The following is a 24,999-nucleotide window of genomic DNA, read 5'->3' as shown; positions in this document are numbered from 1 at the left end:
TTACTCTGCCCAACGTCTGAGCAGGTTTGACACGCTTTTAGATAGCAGATCAAACTCTGCTGTCTTTCCATGTTGGGCAAAAATTGATCGCCGCACCGTATCAATATCAAACAGGAGCTCACGCTCATCAGGGGCGCGTACCAGGCTTTGTGCCCAACCCACCACCACCAAACGCTGCCCCTGGGTCACCTCATTTACCCGGTGCAGTGTGGACGAAGGATAGACAATTGCATGGCCCGCTGACAGCTTATAGTGCTGCTCGTCGTCAGCTCCTTCTATGACTAATTCTCCCCCTGCGTAATCAGTGGGGTCACTCAGAAACAGCGTAAAGGACACATCTGAACGGTACCCCCCCATCATGGCATTGTCTGCATGGGTACCATAGGACATACCAGGGCTGTAGCGACTAAATCGCAAACTGTGAACATGTTTGGGCCGAACCGCGACTTGAAATAAAGGATGGCGGGTTAAGGCTGCCTTAACCGTTGCTTCTAGTGGTTGCCCGACACCAGGCTTGAGCTGTTGGTTGTGTTTTACTTGTTTGGCATACCAGCCAGCTGTGACTTTGCCATCCACAAATTCAGCCTTGGCTAAGGCTGTGTGGAGCTGGGTTAACTCATCCCCAGAGAGCACATCAGGAATTTGAAACAGCATTGTGCAGCAGCGTTGAGATATAGGCCAAATCTAGCCAGGCAGTTTAACGGGATTTCATCCCTGATCTAACGTGATAAGGCGGTGAACATCCCATGCAAGGCATTGATATCCCATGACTCACCGCCCGTCATCCCATGTTGACTCACTAAGCCGAGGCCTACTGCCAACCAGCTCGGTCAACTATTTTGACAACTTCGGGGTTGTTACGACCATAGGCAGAGACATTGACTTCATCTACCTTGAACTCGCCCAGTTCTGCCACGATAGGGTCCATGGTGATCCCTTCGACAACTGGATATTCATTATTGCTGCTGGCAAAGACTTCCTGTGCTTCAGAACCCACAAGAAACTCCAGGAATGCGATCGCATTCTCCTTATTTTCAGCCCCTGTCACGACACCTACGCCGCTAATATTCACATGGGTGCCCCGATCGTCTTGATTTGGGAAAAAGACAGCGGTCTTCGCGATCACATCCTGGCTCTCAGGCTCATCGGACTTAGCCAGTCGTGCCCAATAATAATGATTAGCAATAGCCACATCACATTGGCCCGCTGCCACTGCCTTGATCTGATTAACATCTCCACCATCGGGGTCCCGGGCAAAATTATTCACCAAGCCCTGGGCCCAAGCCTCCGTTTCCTCTGGGCCAATGGTTTCAATTAATGATCCCACCAGAGACTGATTGTAAATATTGCTAGAACTGCGCACACACACCCGTCCATTCCATGCAGGCTCCGCTAACGCCTCATAGGTTGACAGCTCAGCTGCATCTACTGTATCCACGTTGTAGATTAGGACCCGCGCCCGTTTTGTGAGGCCGTACCACAGTCCATCGGGATGGCGTAAATTCTCAGGGACTTTTTCATCTAATACAGCGGAGGATATTGGCTGAAAAATCCCTGCCTGCTCAGCGCGCCATAGTCGCCCTGCATCTACGGTGATAAATACATCAGCCGGGCTGGCATCACCCTCTACCGTAATCCGCTCAATTAGCTCATCCGACTTACCTTCGACCACATTGACCTCAATCCCTGTCTGCTCGGTAAAGCTGTCAAACAACTCATCATCCACTTCATAATGACGCGCGGAGTAGACATTGACGACGGCAGCCGCAGCCTCAGATGCAGGGGTATCAGACCCAGACGTCTCTTGCGCCTGATTACCACAGCTTGCGATCGCAAATGACATGAGTGCCATGCATAAGAAAACAGGTTTGTAGGACATAGCCAGCAGTTAATGCGAAAAGTTCCTAAATAATCATATTAGGGGAAAACTGACCTACTTGATAATTAAGAACATCCTTGGACGGTTTGTAGCTCAAAAAATTCCTTGCGCAGAGGTAAACATAAGTTGACGGAAGTTTCGCTACTAACCCACTGATATTCAACGAGTTAGCAAGTATTATCGCCATCCGGAGGCCATTACAGCCTCAATTATTCTTTTATAAACTTTTAGATATTATTTGCAATAGAGTAAAACTATTGCAAATAACTTGAGAGTTCGCTATATTCTCATTAAGCTCTTATTAATGACATCCTCCAGAGGAACGATTATGGTCTCCTACACTCCCGCAGCAATGAAAGCTGAGCTTCACGAACGGGGATGGCGCATGACTCCACAGCGGGAAACTATTCTAAATACATTCCAAAATATTGATAAGGGGCAACACCTTAGCGCAGAGGAGCTGTGTGAGCTACTCAAAGATGAGGGTGAGCCCATTAGCCTTTCCACTATTTATCGCAATCTTAAGCTGATGTCCCGCATGGGCATTTTACGCGAACTAGAGCTAGCGGAAGGGCAGAAGCGCTACGAAATCAACCAGCCCTCTCCCCATCACCACCATCACCTGATCTGTGTGCGGTGTAATAAAACTATTGAGTTTAAAAACGACTCCGTACTCAAAGCTGGAGCCAAAATGGCTGATAAATCAGGCTATCACTTGCTGGATTGTCAACTTCTGATTCACGCTGTATGCCCGGCTTGTCAGCGCTCAATCATGCCGGTTTAGGCTAAAAAATAGCAGGGCGACTTGCCCTGCTGCTTAGTACGCGCAACGCCAGCGCTACTTGCCCATAACGTCTTCTTCATAATCTTCATAGGGGCCACCAATGCTGATGGGGGTGCCCACCACTTCGGCATCCGCAATATCAATGTTCTCCAACGATGCATTAGTGACATCGGTAAAGTAGAGGGCTGAGCCAGATAGGTTCGCGCCATCTAACGTTGCTGACTCAAAAACAGCATTGGTTAGAAAGGCGTTACTCAGGTTTGCGCCCTTCAGATTTGCCCCAGTTAGGTCAGCTCCTTCAAGATTGCTGTCTGACAAATTGACCCCCTGTAAATTAGCCCCTCGCAGATCTGCTCCAATTAGGTGGGAGGACTGCAAATCAGCCCCTGAGAGATCGCAGTCAGGGCAGATACCCGTCATGACCAAACGTTGCAGATCTTCTTCGGATGCTGCATGGCCTGGAAACGCCACAAAAATGGGTAAAGCTAGAGCCAATAACGCATTTCGCACTAACATAAGCAATCTCCTTAATAGGTCTAAACAATTCAGCCTTCGGAGAAACTGGGGGTCATTGAAATTGACACACTCAATGTGTTGGATTTTTCTCAGAACCCAGCTGTTTTAAGCAGCCTTTTGTGTATCTCGTATCGATCTTGACACAGCCTTTCGGTAATTGACTAGGATCTTAACAAGCAATAATTATTCGGTTTTCAGTACACATCCCCACAGTTGCATGAGCGTTGACTATGCTGATTTTCCAGAGTGTTAGCAGTGGATTTAAGTGACAATATTCTGTAACAGTAACAGCGTGAAATTTGGTCTGTATTCGTGACAGTTTTGCTAGCGTCACCATCAATGTTATTTCGGAGAAATAGAGTCAAACAGATGGGGTAACGAGGTGGGATGGGAGAGGGATGTCTTTGCATCCTTCTTGGCGTCTTTAATGTGGAGTTAACGATAGTTTACTCTGGATCTGCCCTGGTCGAATAGGCTACCCCATCGGCTCTAAAGTCTATAACCCCTGGGTATCTAAGGTTGTCATCTCTTTCAACAACTCCTTCATGAATTTTTCGGGATCCTTTAGGTTTATTTCTGAAAGTGCAACCATTTCTTCTACACTGTAGCGATCATCGCTATCAACGACATCTGAAATCCAGGTGGAGATTGTTTCAGGATATTGTAGTAGCTCTTCAGCAAACTCTAACGGGCTTTTGCCTGAGTGTTTAGCATCCACTTTGGATGCTAAACATAATCCCAATAGTTTACCTAGTGTAGTTTCCGGGGTTGTACATAAGAGAAACGCCATTGTTTGAGTCAAAAGCTGTTCCTTCTGCATTAGAAAATCTCCTAGATTGACTATTTATGGATGATTTTGGGGTGTATATGTTCGCTGCGCGTAAACTATACCATGGAGGTTAAATTTCAAGTTGTGCGTAGCGATAAGGATAGTTCAGCATGAACAATCTAAAGGTGATTGTTGTTGGTGCAGGCATGGGGGGATTGACGGCTGGGATCTCACTGCGCCAGGTAGGCTACGACGTGGAGATCTATGACCGCGTTCGGCAACTACGACCGGCAGGAGCAGGCATTTCCCTTTGGTCCAATGGCATTAAAGTGCTAAATCGACTGGGTTTAGGGGCTGAAATTGCCCATATCGGTGGTTCTATGCAGCGCATGGCGTATTTCACCCAAGCTGGACAGACTCTGACCAATTTTAGCCTGACACCGCTGGTAGAAGCGATTGGTCAGTGCCCCTATCCTGTTGCCCGCACAGACTTGCAACAGATGTTGTTATCAGCCTTTGGTGTAGAGAATGTTCAGCTTAATTCTCAATGTGTCGGCATAGAACAATCGGATACAGACGCTACAGCTATTTTTGCGGATGGACGACGGGCAACGGGCGATCTTGTCGTTGCCGCCGATGGCACCCATTCTGTTCTTCGCAACTATGTGGTGGGGAAAACCATAGAGCGGCGCTATGCAGGCTATGTCAATTGGAACGGTCTGATACCTATCGCCCCTGAGCTGGCTCCGAGCCATAGCTGGGTGATTTATGTGGGTAACGGTCAGCGGGCCTCCATGATGCCTGTGGGTGATAATCGGTTTTACTTTTTCTTGGATGTGCCCTTACCCAAAGATGCTCAACCCCAAGCTGATATGCGAGCGGAATTAAACGATCACTTCGACGGTTGGGCGGCACCCGTTCAAACATTAATCCAGCGTTTGAATCCAGAAAAGACCAATCGCATTCCCATTCATGATGTGGATCCGCTGCCACAGCTGGTAAAAGGGCGTGTGGCGTTATTGGGAGATGCGGCCCACAGTACGTCCCCTGACCTGGGGCAAGGGGGCTGTCAGGCGATCGAAGATGCTTGGGCTTTAACAACCCACTTGGTAACGACCAATATCGGTGTGGTAGATGCCCTGAAACGCTATGAAACTGAGAGGAAAGATCGGACAGCTGAGATTATCCTTAAAGCGCGGGAGCGGGCGGATATGATTCATGGCAACGTCGCGGCAAAGACTGAGCAGTGGTACGAGGAGTTGGCCCAGGAAGATGGCGGTAGGATTATGGGTGCGATCGCAAAAATCATCCAAAAAGGCCCGTTTCACTAGACCGTTTCACTAGACTGCAAATCACCATGGCAGGCAAACTTACAACCCATGTTCTCGATACAGCCCAAGGCTGCCCTGCTGTAGGCCTGACCATCGAACTCTGGTGGGTAGAAGGTCTACTCAAAGCAGAGCACCTGCTCAAAACGGTAACCACCAATGCCGATGGTCGCACCGATGCCCCTTTGCTAATGGACAATGAATTCACTATTGGCGTCTACGAACTGCGATTTGCGGTTGGTGACTACTTCAAACAACAATCCGGAGAGCTACCAGACCCTCTTTTTCTGGACAACGTACCAATTCGGTTTGGGATTGCCGATGCCACAGCCCACTACCATGTCCCGCTACTCTGCTCTCCTTGGTCCTACAGCACCTATCGAGGCAGTTAGCCATGGGATATAGCATCATTGAGATTAACCACATGACTCAGCTGGCGTTTGTTCAAGTTTTTGGCAGCGTGTTTGAGGACACACCCAGCATTGCAGCCCAGACCTGGCATCATCGTCCGTTTCTGGATTTGGCTAGTCTCCACCAGATCATGGTAACTCTGGTGGAACAGATGCCTGAAGCCGATCAGTTAACGCTGATTAGAGCCCATCCTGACTTAGGCAGTCGGGTGCAAATGGCCCCTGCCTCTGTGCAAGAACAAACCAGTGTGGGACTTGACCGCCTGAGCCCAGCTGAATATGGACGGTTTCAGCAATTGAATGCCACCTACCAAACAAAATTTGGCTTTCCCTTTATCATGGCAGTCAAAGGTCAGACCAAGGCGGCGATATTAATTGCATTTGCCAAACGTTTGAACCATACGACGGTCAGAGAAAAACAGCAAGCGATTTTGGAAATCGGAAAAATTGCTAGATTTCGCTTAGAAGACTTACTCAATTAGTTAGTTAGAGATAAAGAGGATGGCAGAGGCATCTCCACCAGCTTGGCTAGGAAAGTGCTTGAATAATCGCTATGAAATTCGCAAAGAGCTGGGTAAAGCTGTTGGACGTAGAACGTTACTGGCTGATGATACCCAAGCGCAATGTCCTGTCGTCATTAAAGTCATTACATTCGGTAACGATTTTGAATGGGCTAATTTACGTTTGTTTGAGCGAGAAGGGGAAGTTCTCAAATCGCTTAATCATGCTGGTATCCCTGGATATCTAGACTATTTTGAGATAGATTTGCCATCCGCAAAGGGATATGCGCTAGTGCAAAGCTACGTCCATGGACAATCACTACAAGAGCACCTGCAAACAGGACGGAGTTTTAGTGAGGCAGATGTCATCGACATTGCCCAGCGGCTATTGACTATTTTGCAATACCTCCATAGTCAAATGCCGCCAATTATTCACCGTGACCTGAAACCCAGTAATATTCTGCTCAGTGATCGTACTGGCCACAGTCAGGGGCAGCTCTATTTGGTAGATTTTGGCTCTGTCCAGGTCCCGTTTCTAAATCCATCTGGCACGTTAACCATTGTGGGCACCTATGGCTATATGCCACCCGAGCAGTTTGGTGGACGGGCCACACCGGCTTCAGATTTATACAGTTTGGGAGCTACACTAATTTTTCTGATGACGGGATGCCATCCTGCGGATTTACCCCAAAACAATATGCGCATCCAGTTTGAGAGCAAAGCCAAACATATCAGTTCTCCCATACGCCAGTGGTTGCGCTGGTTGATACACCCTGATGTCAGCCAGCGACCTGCCTCAGCCACAGAGGCCCTGACTGGCTTACAGACGGTTTTAGAAAAGGGTACTTTAAGCGCTTTATCTGAACGCCCTTTTGATCAAAATCGCATTTTAGTGAATCAGCGGGACAGCACCGTAGATACTGTTATTCGTCCCTATGGTTTTCGAAGGAAACAAGTGGGTTCATGGTTAGATCTATTGATTCTTGGAGTCATCTTTAGTATCTCCTCTTATGTAGTGAGAATGGCTGTAGGGATTGTCATTTCATTGATAGGCGATTTCTCAGGGATTTATATCTTGTTCTGGTTTGCTTCTTCCAGCGTTGTTAGTGCTATTGCAGGGTTTATAGGCATGGTCCTGCTACCTACCCCCTCCAGGAATCGTTTGCTGAGTCAGTTACATATATGTCTCAGTGATGACAATCTCATCATTTATCGAGAAACTATACTGTTGATGCGATTGCGCAAAGTTCTGTTTCAGACTCAGCGAGAAGATATCTTGCATTTAAGACTAGAGACAACTAAAAACATCCTTGAAATTCACACGAATCATCGTTCTTATAACCTTAAATGCAAGACCTTAGGCTTAACCACAAGAGAATCCCAGTGGTTGGCTCAAGAACTGAGCAATAATTTAGGCGTTAGCCTAATCTCCACTTGAACAGATGTGATTGAACAAATGTGATTAATTTGTAGGCGATAACGGTTAGGCAAACACCACTGTGCGATTGCCATACACCAGTACGCGGTTTTGCAAATGCAGTCGCACAGCACGGGCTAGGACCACCCGTTCTAAATCCTTACCTTTACGAATTAAATCACTGACCTGGTCGCGATGGCTAACATGCACCACATCCTGCTCAATAATCGGCCCTGCATCTAAATCTGAGGTGACATAGTGACCCGTCGCGCCAATGATTTTGACGCCTCGATCATAGGCGCGATGATAGGGATTGGCCCCCACAAAGGCGGGTAAAAACGAATGATGAATATTAATCACCCTGGGAAACTGCTCGATAAAATCAGGGCTCAGAATTTGCATATACTTGGCCAGCACGACCAAATCAATGGAATGCTCTTTTAGCAATGCCAGCTGCTTTGCTTCTTGCTCAGCTTTAGTCGCCTTAGTAATTGGAATATGGTAAAAAGCGATATTAAACTGCTCAGCAATGGACCGTAATGTTTCATGATTGCTGATAATCAGCGGAATCTCTGCTGCTATCTCTCCCGCTTGATATCGCCAAAGCAAGTCTAACAAACAGTGATTCTGCTTACTCACCCAGAGGGCAACGCGAGGGACTTCATCAGAGAAGTGGAGCTGCCATGTTGCCTCTAAAGGTTTAGCAATGGAATCAAAGGCTGCTCCAATCAGATCACGTTTTAGATTAAATCCATCCAGTTGCCATTCAATGCGTGACAAAAAAAGTTCTGATGGCTCATCGCGATGTTGATCAGCATGGACAACATTGCCCCCATTGGCGTAGATGAAGTTTGCAATTTTAGCCACAAGCCCTTGCTGATCGGGGCAAGAAATCAGAAGTGTTGCAGTCGGTGAAGCCACAGTTAGCAGTTCCTATACATGAAATTAAACGATATTGATATTTCTACAGCAGTTACCAATTGAGATGAATATAATATCGCCTGGTGGTGTAAGTGATACATAAAAACAGCGAGTCGAGGCAAGAATGTGCTCGACTCGCTGCTGAAATCATTGATTCAAAATGAAACCCATTCAGTCAATAGGCCTCAACGTTTACATCCGCTGCTCTAAGAAACCAGTGAGGCGACCCAACGTATCGTTTAGCTTTTCATCAGTGGAAGGCCCAGCATCCACTTCTTCAGTACGCTTCATACGCTCAAATGTACGAATTAGTACGAACAAAATAAAGGCAATTACAACAAAGTTAATCACGGTCGACAGGAACAGACCATACTTGACGCCATTGGCAGATAGCTCTGCAATATCGGCAACGCCAGCCTTATTGAGTGCAGGGCTCAATAACAGAGGAGTGATGATGTCCTCAATAAAAGAGGTGATGACAGCACCAAAAGCACCACCAATAACAACTGCCACGGCTAAATCGACAACGTTACCACGCAGCAAAAACTCACGAAAATCGTTCATAAAACTACCGGCAGAATTCACTGCACGGGAGCGAGCCTGATTACTAACCATAACTGTGTTTTCCTTAAATGCAACAATTCAGTGTGTAGGCTAAACCACATTGAGGTGCAGCTTAGCTCCTCGATAGAGCCAACTAAAGCACTACGGCTGTAACGTACAGCCCGCCTAGGCTTTTGCGACCATCAAAGTGAATTGTTTGGAAGTATATCAGTGTTTTTAACAAACGGGTAGGTATTCTAGGTTACGTTAACCTTTGTGGGTGGCACACTCACTTCTTGAACTGGCTGGGGGGAAATCGAACCACAAACTTGGGTGTATTGTCTTAACGTTGATAGACAATTTGCGTAAAAATCGTAAGCAGCTTGTTGCTTTTCTGGAGCAAAGACAGCATCATTTAACGTCAGTTTATGAAACTTTTTACGCAGAATCTTGCCGGCTTGAATTGCTTTGGAGTTATCTCCATACTTTAGACGAGACGTGTGTTTCGCCACCGTATAGCTATCGGAAAATGGAGAACTCGTCCCAAGAAATTTCTGAAAGGCAGCCAACGTAGCGTCGGTATCAGCTAGTAAATCCTTGTATTTCAGTGTTAGGCAGCGACTGGGGTCATTAATTTGCATCACTAGCCTTTCAAAGCACTCTAGCCGCCTTCGGTAATAATTAAGCCATTTATCGACACCTTCTGGGGACTCTTGTCCTGAAAAGGATTTCACTGTACTTGTGTAAGTGGCTGCGGGATCTCGCAGAAGAAATATAAACTTAATCTGTTTATTTTGCAGAATGTTGTCCGCAATCGGATAGTTTCGAACAATCTTATCCACAATGTAGGTATGTTCCATTGGATCAAAGTTGTCCAGAACTGCAGCTGTTCTCCAAGTTAACTGGCGCAGATCCGTCTCTGATGAATACCCCACATGGCTTTCACCATAACCTGCCACTTCCGGATGACTGTAGAGTATGTGGCCTAGTAATGTAGAACCAGATCGTGCGGGGGCCATAACAAAAAGATATTTTGATGGCTGTTGCCGCTGGTTTAACGTTTTGCTGAGGAATGGACCCAAAATGCGGTAGGCATAAATATCAAATAGTAAAAAGCTTTCGATTTTTGAAATAAACGTTCTAATGCTGACTGGAACGAACTTTCTTATGTAGCGTTTTAACATGGTGAGTGTTTCCTGTAAAAATCCACAGCCAGAAGCAGTAAAAGCATCTTGTACGTGACAACAAACGCATTTCACTGATTGTTGTTGATTCTTCTGTGCCGTGTATCTGCCAATGCTCAGATACCTTTTAATACACGTCTAAAAGAGGTTATACGGCTATACACGGCTAAGTGGATATGCCAGACAATCGGACGTGTTGTTTCAACCCTAGTTTCTAAAATTAACGGACAATGGCATTACGCAACATATCTTTAATTACCTGTCTATGCATAGGTAAAATAATGTAAACATCGCAAAACATCGCCTCTTCATTAGAAAAGCCGAGACTAATGACTATGAATGAGCGTACTAGCAGTATGCCCACAGAGACTATGTTAAACCGCTGAGAATTAAACCGCTAAGAACTCTTGAATCACATCATTACTGAGTTGATCCGTTGACCCCGATGCAACAATACCACCTTTCTGCATGGCATAGTAATAGTCGGCTTGACGGACGAAATGTAAGTGCTGTTCTACTAACAGAACGGAAATACCCGTAGTTTCAATAATCCGTCGTACCGCATTTTCAATGTCTAGAATAATTGAGGGTTGGATACCTTCGGTTGGCTCGTCTAAGAGTAATAACTGAGGTTGCCCCATAAGTGCACGGGCGATGGATAGTTGTTGTTGTTGTCCACCACTTAGATCTCCGCCCATCCGTGACAACATTGTTTTTAAGACGGGGAAAAGTTCAAAGATGAGGTCGGGAATTTCTTTTTTAGCCTTGGGGGCACGCTTTCCTAGCGCTTCTAAACCAATAAGAAGATTCTCTTTGACCGTTAAGCGGGGAATGATCTCTCGTCCTTGGGGGACGTAGCCAATGCCGATGCGGGCTCGGTTATCGGCAGTCAAAGTATGAATATTTTGTCCGTCATATGCGATCGCACCACCACGAGGTGACAACAGCCCAATAATATTTTTCAATAAGGTCGTCTTACCTACTCCATTACGTCCAATCAAACACACCATTTGGCCCCTGGGTACCGTGAGATCGACATCCCGTAAAATATGGCTCTCACCGTAATAGAAGTTAAGGCTGGAAATCTTCAGCATTGGAGCCGTGGAGGTGACTTTATGGGTAGGCGGGTAGGCTGTCTCTGTCATGGATGAGGATTGTTTAAGGGAAGTAAGAGGAATAAAGACTGTCTAGATCGAAGTTTCGAAAAAGTGCAGTTGGGTAACCTAATTAGCGTTTTCAAATTGTTCTAGAGCAGCGTTTTCCAAACGATTTACGGTTTCTTCAGGCAGCGCCAACAGGTGTAACAGTTGCTGATATGCCGATGCTTCTGCCTGGTTAATTTGGTTAGCCTTAATGACGTCATAGCTCAGCATCAGTGCCTGTTCGCGCTGGTCGGGTGTTTTCAGCTGAGGAACCAACTCTTGTAAAGGAATTCTCTTCGCTAACAAATCTTTTAACTCTGTTTTCAGTGCAACTTGTTCCTCTGGTTCATGGGCAAACTGACGACTCAGGCGATCAAGAATAATCTCTTGTTCTATGGGTTCAAAGTTGCCATCGGCCCAGGCCATAGTTGCAGCGATACGTAACAACAACATCTGGTCTGGTGTAATGGACGTCTCGGTACCTAAATATACTTCAATCACCCGAGGATCATTTTGTACCTCATCCATCGTACCTTCACAGAGCACAGAACCTTCGTGCAGCACCGTTACCTGACGGGCAATCTGACGCACAAATTCCATGTCGTGCTCAATCACGATTACAGAATGGCTTTCGGCTAAGGCAATCAACAGTTCACCTGTGCGTTCAGTTTCTTCGTCAGTAAGTCCGGCAACCGGTTCATCCACCAGGAGTAAATCTGGGGACTGGGCCACTAGCATGCCAATCTCCAGCCACTGTTTTTCGCCATGGGAGAGGAGCGCAGCGGGCTTGTCGGCCTTATGGTCAAGGCCGATAGTTTCCAGCAACCCACCCACGGTACGGCGTTCTGCTGTGGGTGTGGGCTTAAACAGAGTAGATAATACGTTCTTATCCTGGTTGCAGCATAGCTCCAGATTTTCGCGCGGGGTCAGATTAAGGTAGATGCGTGGGGTTTGGAACTTGCGGCCTATGCCTAGACGGGCAATGTTATGTTCTGAACGACCGCTGAGCTTTTTGCCTTTGAATCGGACCTTGCCGTGGGTGGGTTGAACTTTGCCAGTGATGACATCTAGGAATGTGGTTTTACCTGCGCCGTTGGGGCCAATGATGACTCGCAGCTCACCTTCGTTCATGGAGAAGGTGAGCTTATTGAGAGCTTTGAAGCCGTCGAAGCTGACGGTGAGGTTATCGATTTCGAGGATTGGATTGGCCATGATCGGGTGTGCAATGATGGTCGCTTGCAGAGATTGGAGAAAGTGGGATGGAGGGATGTTGGATTGAGCGGTATTGGCGTAGCAATCAATAAAAGAGCTAGCGCTTAGGCTCAACCCAACCAAGGCTTTTGGTGGTTATTTACCGGCTAATTCGCGCTGTTCGCGTTTGACATCGGGATCTAGCTCCAGATCTGGATAGGTGCTGAGCTGGGGTTGTAGACCAAATAAATCACGAATCTGGCGGACGGCATCATCACGGACCCAACCAACGATTCCCTTAGGTAGCACCGTGACAACTAGCAAGAACAGGGCTCCTTGAAAGAATAGCCACACCTCTGGAAATTGTTCACTCAGAAGGGCTTGGGCCCAGTTAACCACCAAGGCACCCAAAATCGCACCGCCGAGGGTGGCACGACCACCCACAGCCACCCAAATCACCATTTCAATTGAGAAGGCAACGCTCATGTACTGTGGCGTGATACCGCTAGATTGAACGGTATACAAAGCACCCGCTGCTCCAGCAATACCACCTGCCACGGCGAATACCAGGACCTTAAACATGGCAGGGTTATACCCTGAAAATCTGAGGCGGTTCTCATCATCGCGAATGGCAATGAGTAGACGACCAAAGCGACCACGGGTCAACCATCGGCAAAGACCATAGGTAAGGGCAAGGACAATAACGGTGGCAACATAGAAGGCAAACTGCATGCGATCGCTACCCACCTGCTGACCAAACAGAACCGTGGTATCGGTAGTGAGACCGTTTGTACCATTGATTAGCTTTTGTTGACCATTAAAGAAGTTAAAAAACACCACCAGCATGGCCTGGGTCAAAATCGAGAAATAGACGCCTCGAATCCGGTTACGAAAAACCAGATACCCCAGTAAACCAGCCACTAAACCAGGTAAGGCCACCATGGCAATAAGGGTGACTGACAATGAATAGAACGGCTGCCAGAACCAGGGTAGCTCTGACACACCATACAAGCCAAAAAATTCTGGCAGACCATCGCCAGCCAGATTGAGCTGCAAATGCATCGCAAATGCATAACCTCCCAGGGCAAAGAAAATCCCCTGGCCAAGACTCAGCAACCCGGTGTAGCCCCAAATCAGGTCAACCCCCAGGGCCACAATCGCTAACGCTAAAAACCGCCCTAGTAACCCTAAACGGAAACCAGACAGTACTAACGGCGCAACAAAGATAAGGGCAAAGGCCAGACCAATAACAATACTTGCTTCGAGGGCACGTCTGCGCTTTTTGCCTACGGGTTTTGTCGTTACCATCGTTACACCTCCACCGAGCGGCCTTTTTGTGGGAATAAGCCCGCTGGCTTAATCTGCAGAAAGGCAATAATCAGAGCAAATACTAAGACCTTGGCCATACTCGTTGTGGCAAAGAATGTCGCCGTATCAATCAGAGGCTGTAAAGACTCGCTAGAGGGCAGCATCAGTACCAAAGTGCCGGAACCAACGATGTAGGTAATGATGCCAATTAACAGAGCAGCGACAATGCTGCCGATGAGCTTACCAACCCCGCCAACGACCACCACCATAAAGGCGTCAACAATATAGTTGCTGCCTAGGTTCGGCCCTACAGAGCCCAGCAGTGTAACAGCGCAACCGGCAATGCCAGCCAGTCCGGACCCTAAGGCAAAGGTAAGGGCATCCACTCGCTTTGTAGGAATTCCCAAACAGGCACTCATGTCACGGTTTTGGGTCACCGCTCGAATCCGCAAACCCCAGGCAGATTTATTGAGAAACCAGAATGTACCCAGCAGGCAAATAATTGTCAGTGCAATGATAAAAATACGTGCAGCTGGAAATGAAAGCGTATCCGTAACACTAATACTATCCTGGAGCCACTTGGGAGCCGTTACATCTACGTTACGAGCACTAAACCAAGGTTTGGACATGGTGGGATTACCATTGAGAGAACGCCCAAACGTGATGCCAATGGCGGCAGAAAGTACTAAAACAACAAAGTTAGCCAGCTTTTGACGCGGCCCCAAGTTAGCAAACTTGTTCAAAACAGCCCGCCCACCAAAAAGCAGTACACAAATAGCCAGAATGCCAAAGGCCATAGCCCAACTAACACTGCGCACAAACTGCTGCAAAATGAGGCTGACACCCCAGGTGGCCAAGAGCGTTTCCAATGGTCGCCCATAGAGCAATCGAATGACGCTGCGTTCTAACAAGAGCCCCACCAGGGCTGCCACGATAAAAGAGAGGGGTAAAGCTAACCAAATGTAGAAGTCTTGAGCCCCGTCCCCTAAGGACTTAAAGCTGTTCTGGACCACATAGGTGGTGTAAGCCCCTAGCATCATTAGCTCTCCATGGGCCAGATTAATTACACCCATGAGACCAAACACAATGGCCAGACCCAGGGCAACAATCAGGAGCACTGCCCCAATGCTGATGCCGTTAAATATGCCGTTGATTAAACCGTCGAGCACGACAATTACCTGTCAAAAAAGTAAACTCTTCTTCCCTTGAATGAAAAAAGGGAAGAGCCACAGTGACTCTCCCCTGTCAGCTAACCTACAAAAGCTTTAGGCTGCTTTAAACTTGCCACCCTTAGCAGGGTCAGACCAGTCGCACGCATAGCCCTTAGTATCAGGAACAAACTGATTCCAAGGAATTGGATCAACCGGACCATCAGTCTCGGAAACAATTTCAAATAGACCGTCTTCGCGGATTTCACCAATGCGAACAGTCTTAGAAATGTGATGGTTGGGGTTCATGGTAACCGTACCACCTGGTGCGTCGAAGGTCTGGCCATAGGCTGCCTCACGTACTGCGGCAATATCAGTAGAACCCGCTTTCTCAACCGCTTGTTTCCATAGGTAAACCATGATGTAAGCGGCTTCCATGGGATCGTTGGTTACGCGCTCATCGCCATACTCAGCTTTAAAATCGGAAACCCACTTCTCGTTAGCAGGGCTTTCGACAGTTTGGAAGTAGTTCCAAGCTGCATAGTGGCCTGTCAGGAAGTCGGGGCCAATGGTGCGAACTTCTTCTTCTGCAATACTTACAGACATGACAGGATAATTATCAGGACCCATGCCTGCACCCTTAAGCTGCTTAAAGAAGGCAACGTTACTGTCACCGTTAAGGCTGTTAAAGATCACACCGCCATCGGGTAAAGCCGCCTTAATCTTAGTGATGATGGGAGTGACCTCTGTGTTGCCCAAAGGTAGATAGTCTTCACCGACAGTGTTGCCACCCTTGGCCTTGAGCTGCTCTTTAATAATGGTGTTAGCAGTACGGGGGAATACGTAGTCAGAACCCACCAGGAAGAAGTCTGTGCCCTTGTTCTCGAGCAGCCAGTCTACAGCGGGCTCAATCTGTTGGTTAGGTGCCGCACCCGTGTAGAAAATGTTCTTGGAGCATTCTTGACCTTCGTACTGTACGGGGTACCACAGCATGTGGTCCTTCGCTTCAAATACGGGGAGTACCTTCTTACGGCTAGCAGAGGTCCAGCAGCCAAATACCACGGATACCTGGTCTTGGTCGATGAGCTTTTCAGCTTTCTCAGCAAAGGTATCCCAATCAGAGGCACCGTCTTCCTTAACGGCAACAATCTGTTTGCCGAGGACACCACCAGCTGCGTTAATTTCTTTAATTGCTAATTCTTCAGCGTCCACCACGGTGGTCTCACTAATGGCCATCGTGCCACTTAGAGAGTGCAGAATACCGACTTTAATTGTGTCGCCATCACCAGCGGCCGCTATCGTAGTTTCGCCTTCGGCTGGTGCAGTATCTGCAGTGGGCTCAGAAGTTCCACCACAGGCCTTTAGCAAAATGCTGGTACCCACGGCAGTGGAGCCGTACACCAAAAATTTACGTCTATTAATCCTCGTCATTGGGCGTTCCTTTCTAAAGACTCACACACCTATGGCATCAAGAACCGGCCACTGCCACAAATCAAGTGTTGCAGTTACCGTAGATACACTTATTCGCTTCGTGATGGTAAGTCTTGAGGAAAACGACGATTGTAGCCTTTGATACTTTTCGGGTCTCTGTAGATTTATTTGTTTTTGTTTGCGTTTGATCCCCGGTATTAAATAAAGCGATTATGGCTCCAATAAAGACTCGAATGTTATGTCTCAATAACCTTATCTCTTGCAAAATGAATTATTTAACTTTCTAAACAAGAGTTTAGAAACAAGAGTTTAGAAACAAGAGAAGTTTTGGCAAGAACATTACGCACCCCTATGTGAGATTTGTAACTGGCAACCGCCCGTGAAACTGAATAAATTGCTGAATGGTGTCTAGCCCCTGGCTGATTTTAAGGTTTGTAAAGACAAAGGGTTTATCGCCACGCATGGTTTTAGTGTCGCGATCCATCACCGATAAGTCAGCGCCCACCATGGGAGCCAGGTCAATTTTGTTAATCACCAGCAGGTCAGATTTAGTAATCCCTGGACCGCCTTTGCGGGGGATTTTGTCGCCAGCGGACACATCAATGACATAGAGTGTCAGATCTACCAGCTCTGGGCTAAAGGTAGCGGCTAAATTATCGCCACCGCTCTCTACAAAGATTAGGTCTAGGTCATCAAACCGGGTTTCTAGCTCCTCAATTGCCACCAGGTTAAGGGAGGCATCCTCGCGGATGGCGGTATGGGGACATCCACCGGTTTCTACACCAACAATGCGGTTATGGTCCAGTAGGGCCTGACTGCGCACTAAAAATTGGGCGTCTTCTTGGGTATAGATATCGTTGGTAACCACGGCAATGGAATAGTCATTGCGCATGGATTTGCACAGGGCATCGACGAGGGCCGTTTTACCAGAACCGACGGGGCCGGCAACACCGACACGGTAGGGGGAGGAAGTCATGGGAGCATGCCGGATAGGTAATGGAATAAATCCCAGGATAAAACCCCTATTTAATGAGCCTAGAATTTACCTTCAAAATTTTAGATTTTACGTTAGCTACGGAAGAGGCGGGTGTATAGCGTTTCGTGTTGCATGCTTGCGATCGCACCGCCCCACCCACTCACATACAGCTGATCATCTTGCAGTGCCACCATGGTGGCTGCTGCCGTCCTCAGTTCAGGAATTAGCTGTAGCAGACAGCGTTGGCCGTCGGTTTGGCCCAGGGGCACCAGCTTAACGGCTGCACCGATCAGGTTAGCAGCCCAGCTTTGCAGATAGCCGAGGGCCATGGTGTGAACATCCATTTGCCAGTGGGCGGCGATGATGCCAAAGGCAACGGCAAAATTGCAGGGGGTGCCACAGGCGTTAAATGTGGCCTGAAGCTCTGGGTGAAGTGTGCAAACCAGACGCACCAGGGCGCGACCCATGTGCCAGCTTTGCTGGCGTAGTTCAGCGGTGTCGCGGCTGGCGGTGAGCCATTGATTCCAGTAGGCAAGCTGATCAGGGCTGTTAAGGTTCTGGTGGATGCGGGTTGCGATCGCAACGTCTAAACGCACCGCCCCATAGCGTAGCTCCTGCAGCAGCCAGCTGTGTAACGTCTCACCATCGGTAAGATGCCCCTGCATAACTAACGTTTCTAAGCCTTCTGAGTAGCTGAAGGCACCGACAGGTAAAGCTGGACTGCTCAACTGCAGCAGCTTTAGCAGCGCTTGCTCATCAATGGTGATGGCCATAGGCCCCCGACTCTGGTTGAAAGGGAACAGTTTCTTCCGTGACCGTTACACCCAACTGATGCAACATCGCTGCCAAAACCGGATCTGGCGCTAAGCGTAAGTAATCAGCCCCCACTTCCAGGGCCACATGACGATTACCCAAATGATACGCCGCCTGCAAAAGTCGCAAGGACGCCTGGGCGTTAGTCGATGGGGCCTGAACATTAGTCGATGGGGGCTGAGCGTTAGTCGAAACCCTCACGGTCATTACTGGCTCAGGCTTTGCCACAATTTTTAATACCTGACTATGGTTGCTGCCTCCCAGGCAATCACCGTGTCGTAGCGTCGTTCCACGGGGTAGTTCTAGATAGATTTCATCAGACTGGGTAGTCTCTGGCTGGGTTGTACTAAAGTCTACAGTCTCCCCTTTAGTGTCCGTAATACCACCGGAGAGACTGTAGCGATATCGTGAGCGAGTACGCTCGTCCGCCGTTAGTGCTAGTGCCAATGTTGGCTCCAGTGCTGAAGATACTTTTTGAGTGAAAACGTACACCGAGATTCTATCTACGCATTGCTTTTACAGCATGCCACATGCTCACCCTATCCCCTAATCAAAACACGCGCACTGATTTATGCCGCCCGCCAAACTGTCACAAATTCATGCGGATTTTCCAAATTCGGAAATGAGGTAAATACCAACAGCGGCATCCGTATTTTCTACTAGTTTAATTCAGCATTTGATACGAATCTCACAGACGCCACTAGCACAGTCAACGAAGTTCAGATTTTCATCCGCCAATTACTTCTCGTTAGTTATGGCTTCTCAGACTCAACTCGTTCCCTCAATGGCTCCTTCTCCAGTTGCAGTAATCGATGATTCTAATGACTCTTTTAACATGCGAGCAGCTCTATTAATAGCTGCCATTGAAAATTCCACATTTGGCCTTGTGATTGTTTCTCAAAATGGAACTATTCTTCTCAAGAACAAACGTGCTCAATCACTACTTAAGAAGATGTCGTGCCCATCGTCCAGCAATATTCCTGATATTCTCTGGCAATCATGCCAAAGTCTTATGGAAAACCAAAATGAAGTCTCAGATCTCTTTCCCACACATTACACCATTGTTTTAGAGGATGAGCTTGTCACTGAGCATGGCAGTATCCATTTGCGAGCCCAATGGTTTGATTGGGAGAATACTGGCTATCAGCCTAGTAATTGTTTCCTAATTACATTAGAAGACCGCCAACATTCTCTCACTGTGATTGCCAATCAAGAGGCCCAGCGCTATGGTCTCACCACTCGTGAGACCGATGTATGGTGTCTAAAACGGATGGGTAAAAGTTACAAGGAAATTGCCAGCGCACTATTTATTTCTGAAAATACTGTCAAGAAACACTTGAAGAACATTTATTCAAAGAAAGAACAGTCTACTTGGTAGGCACAGTCAACTCAGTAGATTTAAACAGGAAGAAAACAGCATGCACCTATAAAAGGTTCCATGCTGTTTTTTCTTGCTTCACCTCAAAGGCACTCAACACCCTGTTTCGTCAGCTGTTTCAAGTGATTTTAGAAAGCCTGATGTTAAACGGTATCAGGCTTTCGCCAGCAGCTTAAACGTACTGGAAGCTAGAGCTCGATAGATTCAGGTTGCCTGCGCCTTGAATGACAGCAATCAGCTCATCCTTTTGGCCAGCCCCATTATCAATAAATAGAGCTTGACCATTGGGTACACCCTTTGGAGAAGATCCTAAACGATAGTCATGATCGTTGCTCAGCTGAATGATATCGCCTTGACCAGCTTTGAAATCCTTGATTAGGGCGTAGTTGTTTAGCCCACTGGTTTTGGCTTTGCCATCATCGTAGAAAGCGCCAGCTTTGTTACCTAAAACAAAGGTATCGCGACCGTTACCACCCGTCATAATGTCTTTCTCGGTTGCACGCTTTCTAAAGGAGGTCCCTTGTAAACGGTCATTACCGTCACCACCGACTAGAACATCCGACTGTGTTCCGCCTAGCAGCCGATCATTGCCAGCACCACCATAGAGCTTGTCATTTAAAGAGCCACCATGGAGCGTGTCATCGCCATCTCCGCCTTTCAGGATATCTCTTCCGGCATTACCGTAAATCGTATCATTGCCCCCTTTTCCGTCGATGACGTCATTGCCGCTCCTGCCAAAAATTCGTTGGCTTTTCGAGCTACCAAACAACTTGTCAGCCTTGTTAGTTCCTCTAATAACAGAGTTGTTATTTGAGTTGGAAGGTGGTTTGGGGTTGGTGGGATTTGAGGGTGGCTTGGGTGTAGTTGGGTTTGAAGGTGGATTAGGTGAAGATGTTTCAATTGTTCCCTTACCAAACACCTGGGTCCAATAACTGTTGTAGTTAACACTACCCGTATCATTTTCTAAGAAATAATACCCGATGCCAATTTCGTTATAGTTAGAATTTAGCAGGTTGGCGCGGTGGCCAGGGCTGTTAATCCATCCATCAACTACATCTTGGGCAGAACGATATCCCGCTGCAATATTCTCTCCAACAAATCCAGATTCATAGCCTGCATTTTTAGCTCGATCTGCAGGGCTTGATCCATTTTGACCCTGATGGCTAAAAAAGTCTTTTTGGGCCATGTCCTTGCTATGCTGATCTGCAGCTTTGTTCAAGCTTTGATCAAAAACAAGAGGCTTTAAACCATTTTGCGCACGAAACTCATTGGTAAGTTCAAGAACTTCCCGTTCAAATGCGTTGATTTGCATGTTCTTTGCTTTTTTAAAGGATTAGGTTGAAAAGTGGTACCTGTACCCCGTTGAGAATTCACTACTTCCCCTAGCCCTTAAATCTCAGCTAGTATAACTAACTCGATTTAACTTAACTGCCGTAGATACGGCACCGTTGTTCATAGCAAAACCATCAAGGGGTTCTCTAGCGTTGAACACACTTAGTAGAATGAGTCACCTATGCGATCGCAACAATTGCAACCTTGCCACTGCCTCAGGTCATCACAATATGAAATATCCAACTCTGGAGGCAATTGGGAACTTTTGTATGGCCCTAATACCTATCACTCTATAACGGCATTAGGTTGAGGATAAACTAGTCGGCTAGGATCTCCCCTTTGTTGTTGTGGCGATCTGCACCTGTGATTCATCATAGAAACTGATTCTCATAAATGTCAACAGTTCAAGACTATTTGACAGTGATTTAAATCTTTTCAAGCCTGAAAAGCCCTGTGAATAAAAGGTTTTTCCCATTTATAAGTATAGCTGATGAGAGTTTTTAAAAGCTGCAAATGTCCCATGATATTGAGACGCATACTTTAAAGAAAACCTTGTGACCCACGTGCCAGTTGGAGAAGTCATACAAACTCCTCCGGATTGTTAATCCTATTGCCAGATTGACCTTTAATCCATCATTTAAGTGTTAACCCGAAGCAGAAACAAACACCTTCAATAGCCATGGAGAGCAGTCTTCAAGCATATTGTCCCCATAAAATGTCATGGGCTTCCCAGAGCCAGACTAAAGCGGCATAACCAAACACCGCTTAATATAGTAAGAAAATAGCCATCGTATAGCTAGCTCACGCCTATGCTGCCCAAAGACGACCTACTCAAGGGTGTTGAAAACACCGAAACCCTAACCCGTGTAATTGATCAAGCCGATCAGTCTATTCGTACATGGGAGCCGGTCACAACTGATTTTCTGTCACCACCAGAGCTTTACGAAGCCCAAGCCATATTTGGTCGTCTTACCGATATTCATACCCAGGCCCACGGAGGGTACCCCCAGGCCGAACGGCAGCGCCTGACCATAGCACGAACTGAAATTCCGTTAGCAGGACAAGAGCTTCCCTTAGCATTACTTAGCGTAGCGGGTAACTTTTTGTTTGATACAGCAACTCACCGGGACTTTTTGGGCGCATTATTGGGCACCGGCATTGTGCGGGAAAAAGTGGGGGACATCATTGTCTTGGGTGAACGCGGTGCCCAACTAATTGTTGTTCCGGAGCTGGTGGAATTTTTAGAAATAAGCCTGACCCAGGTACGTTCAGTACCCGTTAAAACAAAACCCATTGACTGGAGTGAGTTAAGAGTACGTGAACCCAAGAAAAAAGAAATCACAACTGTCGAAGCTTCTATGCGCTTAGATGCTGTAGCGTCAGCAGGATTTGGCATGTCCCGCAGCAAAATGGCAGACATGATTACTGCGGGCGATGTTCGAGTCAATTGGAAAACGATTCCCCAATCCAGTCATGCGCTAAAATCCGGTGATCTAGTCGCTATTCGCGGTAAAGGTAGACTGGAAATTGGCGATGTGATGATCACCAAAAAACAGCGCTACCGCATAGGCCTGACTCGGTATGTTTAGGCAGTCGCTATCTGGATGGCAAAATAAATCAATGACTGTGCACCCAATGCTGACTCACAATCAAGGTGGGTGAGAAACGCTACATTGAATCACAAAACTGCGAGGGGTCAAGAAAGAACCCATGGGTTCTTTCTTGACCCCTCGTAATTAAACCAGACTTGATTACAAAAGTGAGAATAGGCAAGCCTAAACCTAAAATGCCTATCGTTTAGTTTCCTAAGATTTAGTTTTCTCGGACAGCCATACCAAACACATTAATATTGGCAATCCGCAGTTGATCCAGAGCCTGGTTGATTAGATTTTGCTTAATCTGACCAGGGTTCGTAACAATTAACATGCCATCTGCTTGCTCAGCAACCAGATATGCATCGGATTGACCCAGCAAGGATGGTGCATCGAATACAACTAAGTCAAATTTGGTTTTCAACTGTTGAAGTAGGCCTTGAACACGCTTAGTTGTTAAGATATGGCCCGCATCGTGACCTTTTGTTCCGGCACAGAGAACCTTAAGCCCATCAATAGGTTCATGGAGAAACGTATTTTTGGTAATGGAACTAGGATCAATCGAAGCCAGATCAGTGAGACCTGCATCATGGGGTAATTTAAGATAGCTGTGAATCTTAGGATTACGTAGATTAGTATCCACCAGCAGTACCCGTTGCCCCATCAAGGCAGCTGCTTCAGCCAAGTGAATGGCAGCAATTGATTTACCCTCATTATCCATCACAGAGCTAACCACGACCGACGTTAATGGTTGCTCTACACTGCTGAGTCTCAGGTTAGTGTAAAGGGAGCGAAACGCCTCCATAAATGGATCCTCAGTGTAAGATGCCGACCCGTTGCTTAAAGACGTTTTCGCTTGGGCATCGCCTACAGAAGACTTATTGACAGATAACTGTAACGCTTTGACAGGTTCTAGAATATCTTTTTCAACCAGTTGAGGCGTGGGGATCTTGCCTAAGATAGGCAATTGTATGACCCGTTGAATTTCTTTATCTGAATACAGAACCCCGGATGATTTATCCATCAAGAGGGCCATGATCGAACCCACTAATAATCCCAGGGTACCGCCCAGTAATAAGTTCTGCACCATGCTCACAGCCTGGGAGCTGGGTTGTGTTGGCGGGGTGACAATTTCCCAGGGAATTTCTCGCTGAGCCTCATCAATTTCTAAAGCCGCTTGCTTTGCTAAAAACTGATTCAGGTTTTCTGTGGCAATGCCTAGCTCCCGTTGAATTTCTAAATAGTCTCTCGAAATTCCTGAAAGGTCATCAACACCTGAGCTCAACCCCTGCAATGTTTGATTCAATGCCCGTTCCTGTGATTCTAGCTCTTGCAGCTGACTGATCAGATCTCTCTGGGATTGTTCCCCCTGTTGTTGCAGTAGCGCTAATAAATTCTGACGTTGCTCTTTGAGCACTTCCATATCAGGGCTACTGTCTAGATAAAGTGTGGAGGCCTCAGCAATTTTGGTATCTAGATCCAACAACTGATTAAGTAGCGTCTGATATCTGGGGTTTTGAGCTAATGCAGAGGAAGACGCCTGTTCTTGAGGCCCACTCAGCTGGCCGCGGAGACTATCGTAGGTCGCCCGATTTTGCTCCAGCTGTATTTGCAGGTCAAGCTGTTGTTTAGAGAAGGCATTTACCTGCCCTGATAGTTGAGCTCCACGGGAATCGGGATCAATAATATTGTGCTCTAAACGCAGTGATTGCAGCTGATCTTGCAAAGACTCTACCTTATTGACCAGATCAGGTAGCTTTTTCTCAACAAACTCAATTGCTCGGCGAATATCAGCCTGTTTTGACTCTAAGCTATAGGCAAGATAGGCTTGAGACACTAGGTCTAAGATAACCCGAACAGTCTGTGGATCAGGATCTTGCAATGTTACCTGAATGATGTCTGAATTCTTGCCGAGCTGCTTTACCTTTAAACGACTAGTAACCAGCTGGTAGCAAGGATCATAACTGAGCTCCAATGGTTCTGACTGCGTGGCTGCTGGAGGACAGAAATTAGGATATCGATCTCTAATGCCTTCAATAACAGGTTGTAAGACCTTAGGCCCTCTTAAAATCTTGAGTAGGTCTCCATCAACGGCCACTTGTTCTTGGCTTGTGATTGTTTCAGGAACGTTCGAGATGACCTCGGTCTCAGTACTTTGAGCCTGTACTAAAATTTCAAAACTGCCATTATAGACGGGTTTGGTAGTTATCACTTTAACCGCAGCCAAGCCCATGGTCACAACTGTCATGCCAGCGATGATCCACCACTTACGCTGTAGTGTTTTAAGGAGACCGCCAACATTTAGACCACCTTCATCTTCTGTCGTTGGTAGACGATCTTGAGGGGTCCATGGGGGTGAAGAGGGGAGGGTATCGGCTCTCATAGGTAGAAGATAATTATAATAGAGGTGAATTGTGCAAGATTAAAAGTGAAAATT

General features: G+C 47.0%; 24 protein-coding genes. 7 read left to right on the top strand and 17 right to left on the bottom strand.

The window, feature by feature from the left end:
* On the bottom strand, window positions 1–654 hold the full coding sequence (locus U2F10_RS32030) for a Fe2+-dependent dioxygenase (RefSeq protein ID WP_163669889.1): 654 nt from the start codon (window positions 652–654) through the stop codon (window positions 1–3).
* Between the two features lie 157 nt (window positions 655–811).
* A complete protein-coding gene (locus U2F10_RS32025; RefSeq protein WP_499062038.1) occupies window positions 812–1,852 on the bottom strand; it encodes a Fe(3+) ABC transporter substrate-binding protein in 1,041 nt (346 codons plus the stop codon).
* A 355-nt stretch (window positions 1,853–2,207) separates the two neighbouring features.
* On the opposite strand from U2F10_RS32025, the gene U2F10_RS32020 reads away from it, so the two are divergent.
* The gene (locus U2F10_RS32020) at window positions 2,208–2,663 is read left to right on the top strand and encodes a Fur family transcriptional regulator (protein WP_006518590.1); all 456 of its coding nucleotides are present in this window, start codon (window positions 2,208–2,210) and stop codon (window positions 2,661–2,663) included.
* Between the two features lie 54 nt (window positions 2,664–2,717).
* On the opposite strand, the gene U2F10_RS32015 is transcribed toward U2F10_RS32020, so the two are convergent.
* Window positions 2,718–3,179: a pentapeptide repeat-containing protein gene (locus tag U2F10_RS32015; RefSeq protein WP_163669893.1), complete on the bottom strand. Its 462-nt coding sequence runs from the start codon at window positions 3,177–3,179 to the stop codon at window positions 2,718–2,720.
* 496 nt (window positions 3,180–3,675) lie between these two features.
* Window positions 3,676–3,999, bottom strand: coding sequence for a hypothetical protein (locus U2F10_RS32010; RefSeq protein ID WP_499062040.1), 324 nt, complete (start codon window positions 3,997–3,999; stop codon window positions 3,676–3,678).
* Between the two features lie 119 nt (window positions 4,000–4,118).
* Between U2F10_RS32010 and hpxO the strand changes: the two genes are divergently transcribed.
* The 4 genes from hpxO to U2F10_RS31990 are packed head-to-tail and all read left to right on the top strand — an operon-like array spanning window position 4,119 to window position 7,624.
* The gene (gene hpxO, locus U2F10_RS32005; RefSeq protein WP_499874346.1) at window positions 4,119–5,279 is read left to right on the top strand and encodes an FAD-dependent urate hydroxylase HpxO; all 1,161 of its coding nucleotides are present in this window, start codon (window positions 4,119–4,121) and stop codon (window positions 5,277–5,279) included.
* A gap of 26 nt (window positions 5,280–5,305) precedes the next feature.
* Window positions 5,306–5,668 (top strand): hydroxyisourate hydrolase, encoded by a 363-nt coding sequence (uraH, locus tag U2F10_RS32000; protein ID WP_163669911.1) that lies wholly within the window; start codon window positions 5,306–5,308, stop codon window positions 5,666–5,668.
* Between the two features lie 2 nt (window positions 5,669–5,670).
* On the top strand, window positions 5,671–6,168 hold the full coding sequence (uraD, locus tag U2F10_RS31995; RefSeq protein WP_499874345.1) for a 2-oxo-4-hydroxy-4-carboxy-5-ureidoimidazoline decarboxylase: 498 nt from the start codon (window positions 5,671–5,673) through the stop codon (window positions 6,166–6,168).
* 19 nt (window positions 6,169–6,187) lie between these two features.
* Window positions 6,188–7,624: a serine/threonine protein kinase gene (locus U2F10_RS31990; protein ID WP_499874343.1), complete on the top strand. Its 1,437-nt coding sequence runs from the start codon at window positions 6,188–6,190 to the stop codon at window positions 7,622–7,624.
* A gap of 45 nt (window positions 7,625–7,669) precedes the next feature.
* Here the strand turns inward: U2F10_RS31990 and purU are convergent, their stop codons facing one another.
* From purU to U2F10_RS31935, 11 genes are all read right to left on the bottom strand, one after another.
* Entirely contained in the window at window positions 7,670–8,524 is an 855-nt protein-coding gene (gene purU, locus U2F10_RS31985; protein WP_163669917.1) for a formyltetrahydrofolate deformylase, read from the bottom strand.
* A gap of 192 nt (window positions 8,525–8,716) precedes the next feature.
* Window positions 8,717–9,139 carry a large conductance mechanosensitive channel protein MscL gene (gene mscL / locus U2F10_RS31980; protein ID WP_163698134.1) on the bottom strand — a complete coding sequence of 141 codons (423 nt, stop codon included), beginning with the start codon at window positions 9,137–9,139 and terminating at the stop codon, window positions 8,717–8,719.
* Window positions 9,140–9,324: 185 nt separating this feature from the next.
* On the bottom strand, window positions 9,325–10,251 hold the full coding sequence (locus U2F10_RS31975; RefSeq protein WP_163669921.1) for a sulfotransferase family protein: 927 nt from the start codon (window positions 10,249–10,251) through the stop codon (window positions 9,325–9,327).
* A gap of 389 nt (window positions 10,252–10,640) precedes the next feature.
* Window positions 10,641–11,396 carry an urea ABC transporter ATP-binding subunit UrtE gene (urtE, locus tag U2F10_RS31970; RefSeq protein WP_006518599.1) on the bottom strand — a complete coding sequence of 252 codons (756 nt, stop codon included), beginning with the start codon at window positions 11,394–11,396 and terminating at the stop codon, window positions 10,641–10,643.
* Between the two features lie 78 nt (window positions 11,397–11,474).
* Window positions 11,475–12,605: an urea ABC transporter ATP-binding protein UrtD gene (urtD, locus tag U2F10_RS31965; protein ID WP_490795512.1), complete on the bottom strand. Its 1,131-nt coding sequence runs from the start codon at window positions 12,603–12,605 to the stop codon at window positions 11,475–11,477.
* A 135-nt stretch (window positions 12,606–12,740) separates the two neighbouring features.
* A complete protein-coding gene (gene urtC, locus U2F10_RS31960) occupies window positions 12,741–13,892 on the bottom strand; it encodes an urea ABC transporter permease subunit UrtC (protein WP_499874341.1) in 1,152 nt (383 codons plus the stop codon).
* Between the two features lie 2 nt (window positions 13,893–13,894).
* Window positions 13,895–15,061, bottom strand: a complete 1,167-nt coding sequence (locus U2F10_RS31955) for an ABC transporter permease subunit (protein WP_163669927.1) — start codon at window positions 15,059–15,061, stop codon at window positions 13,895–13,897.
* A gap of 96 nt (window positions 15,062–15,157) precedes the next feature.
* On the bottom strand, window positions 15,158–16,471 hold the full coding sequence (gene urtA / locus U2F10_RS31950; RefSeq protein WP_163669929.1) for an urea ABC transporter substrate-binding protein: 1,314 nt from the start codon (window positions 16,469–16,471) through the stop codon (window positions 15,158–15,160).
* 349 nt (window positions 16,472–16,820) lie between these two features.
* A complete protein-coding gene (gene ureG, locus U2F10_RS31945) occupies window positions 16,821–17,447 on the bottom strand; it encodes an urease accessory protein UreG (RefSeq protein WP_163698128.1) in 627 nt (208 codons plus the stop codon).
* A gap of 92 nt (window positions 17,448–17,539) precedes the next feature.
* On the bottom strand, window positions 17,540–18,220 hold the full coding sequence (locus U2F10_RS31940; RefSeq protein ID WP_499874339.1) for an urease accessory protein UreF: 681 nt from the start codon (window positions 18,218–18,220) through the stop codon (window positions 17,540–17,542).
* Window positions 18,204–18,707 carry an urease accessory protein UreE gene (locus tag U2F10_RS31935; RefSeq protein WP_499868947.1) on the bottom strand — a complete coding sequence of 168 codons (504 nt, stop codon included), beginning with the start codon at window positions 18,705–18,707 and terminating at the stop codon, window positions 18,204–18,206. Before U2F10_RS31935 ends, U2F10_RS31940 begins: the two co-directional genes overlap by 17 nt.
* A 307-nt stretch (window positions 18,708–19,014) precedes the next feature.
* Between U2F10_RS31935 and U2F10_RS31930 the strand changes: the two genes are divergently transcribed.
* The gene (locus U2F10_RS31930; RefSeq protein ID WP_163669937.1) at window positions 19,015–19,638 is read left to right on the top strand and encodes a helix-turn-helix transcriptional regulator; all 624 of its coding nucleotides are present in this window, start codon (window positions 19,015–19,017) and stop codon (window positions 19,636–19,638) included.
* Between the two features lie 172 nt (window positions 19,639–19,810).
* On the opposite strand, the gene U2F10_RS31925 is transcribed toward U2F10_RS31930, so the two are convergent.
* Complete coding sequence (locus U2F10_RS31925) at window positions 19,811–20,950, bottom strand: CAP domain-containing protein (protein ID WP_163669939.1); 1,140 nt, start codon at window positions 20,948–20,950, stop codon at window positions 19,811–19,813.
* Window positions 20,951–21,779: 829 nt separating this feature from the next.
* Here U2F10_RS31925 and U2F10_RS31920 point away from each other — a divergent pair.
* Window positions 21,780–22,559 (top strand): photosystem II electron transport protein, Sll1252 family, encoded by a 780-nt coding sequence (locus U2F10_RS31920; RefSeq protein ID WP_163669940.1) that lies wholly within the window; start codon window positions 21,780–21,782, stop codon window positions 22,557–22,559.
* A gap of 223 nt (window positions 22,560–22,782) precedes the next feature.
* On the opposite strand, the gene U2F10_RS31915 is transcribed toward U2F10_RS31920, so the two are convergent.
* Complete coding sequence (locus tag U2F10_RS31915; protein WP_163669942.1) at window positions 22,783–24,945, bottom strand: GumC family protein; 2,163 nt, start codon at window positions 24,943–24,945, stop codon at window positions 22,783–22,785.
* Between the last annotated feature and the right edge of the window lie 54 nt (window positions 24,946–24,999).

This window comes from Leptothoe sp. EHU-05/26/07-4 (assembly GCF_043421015.1).
Classification (GTDB): Bacteria; Cyanobacteriota; Cyanobacteriia; order Phormidesmidales; family Phormidesmidaceae; genus Leptothoe; species Leptothoe turfae.
Note: the sequence above shows the minus strand (reverse complement) of the source record. Positions and strands in the feature narration are given on the sequence as shown.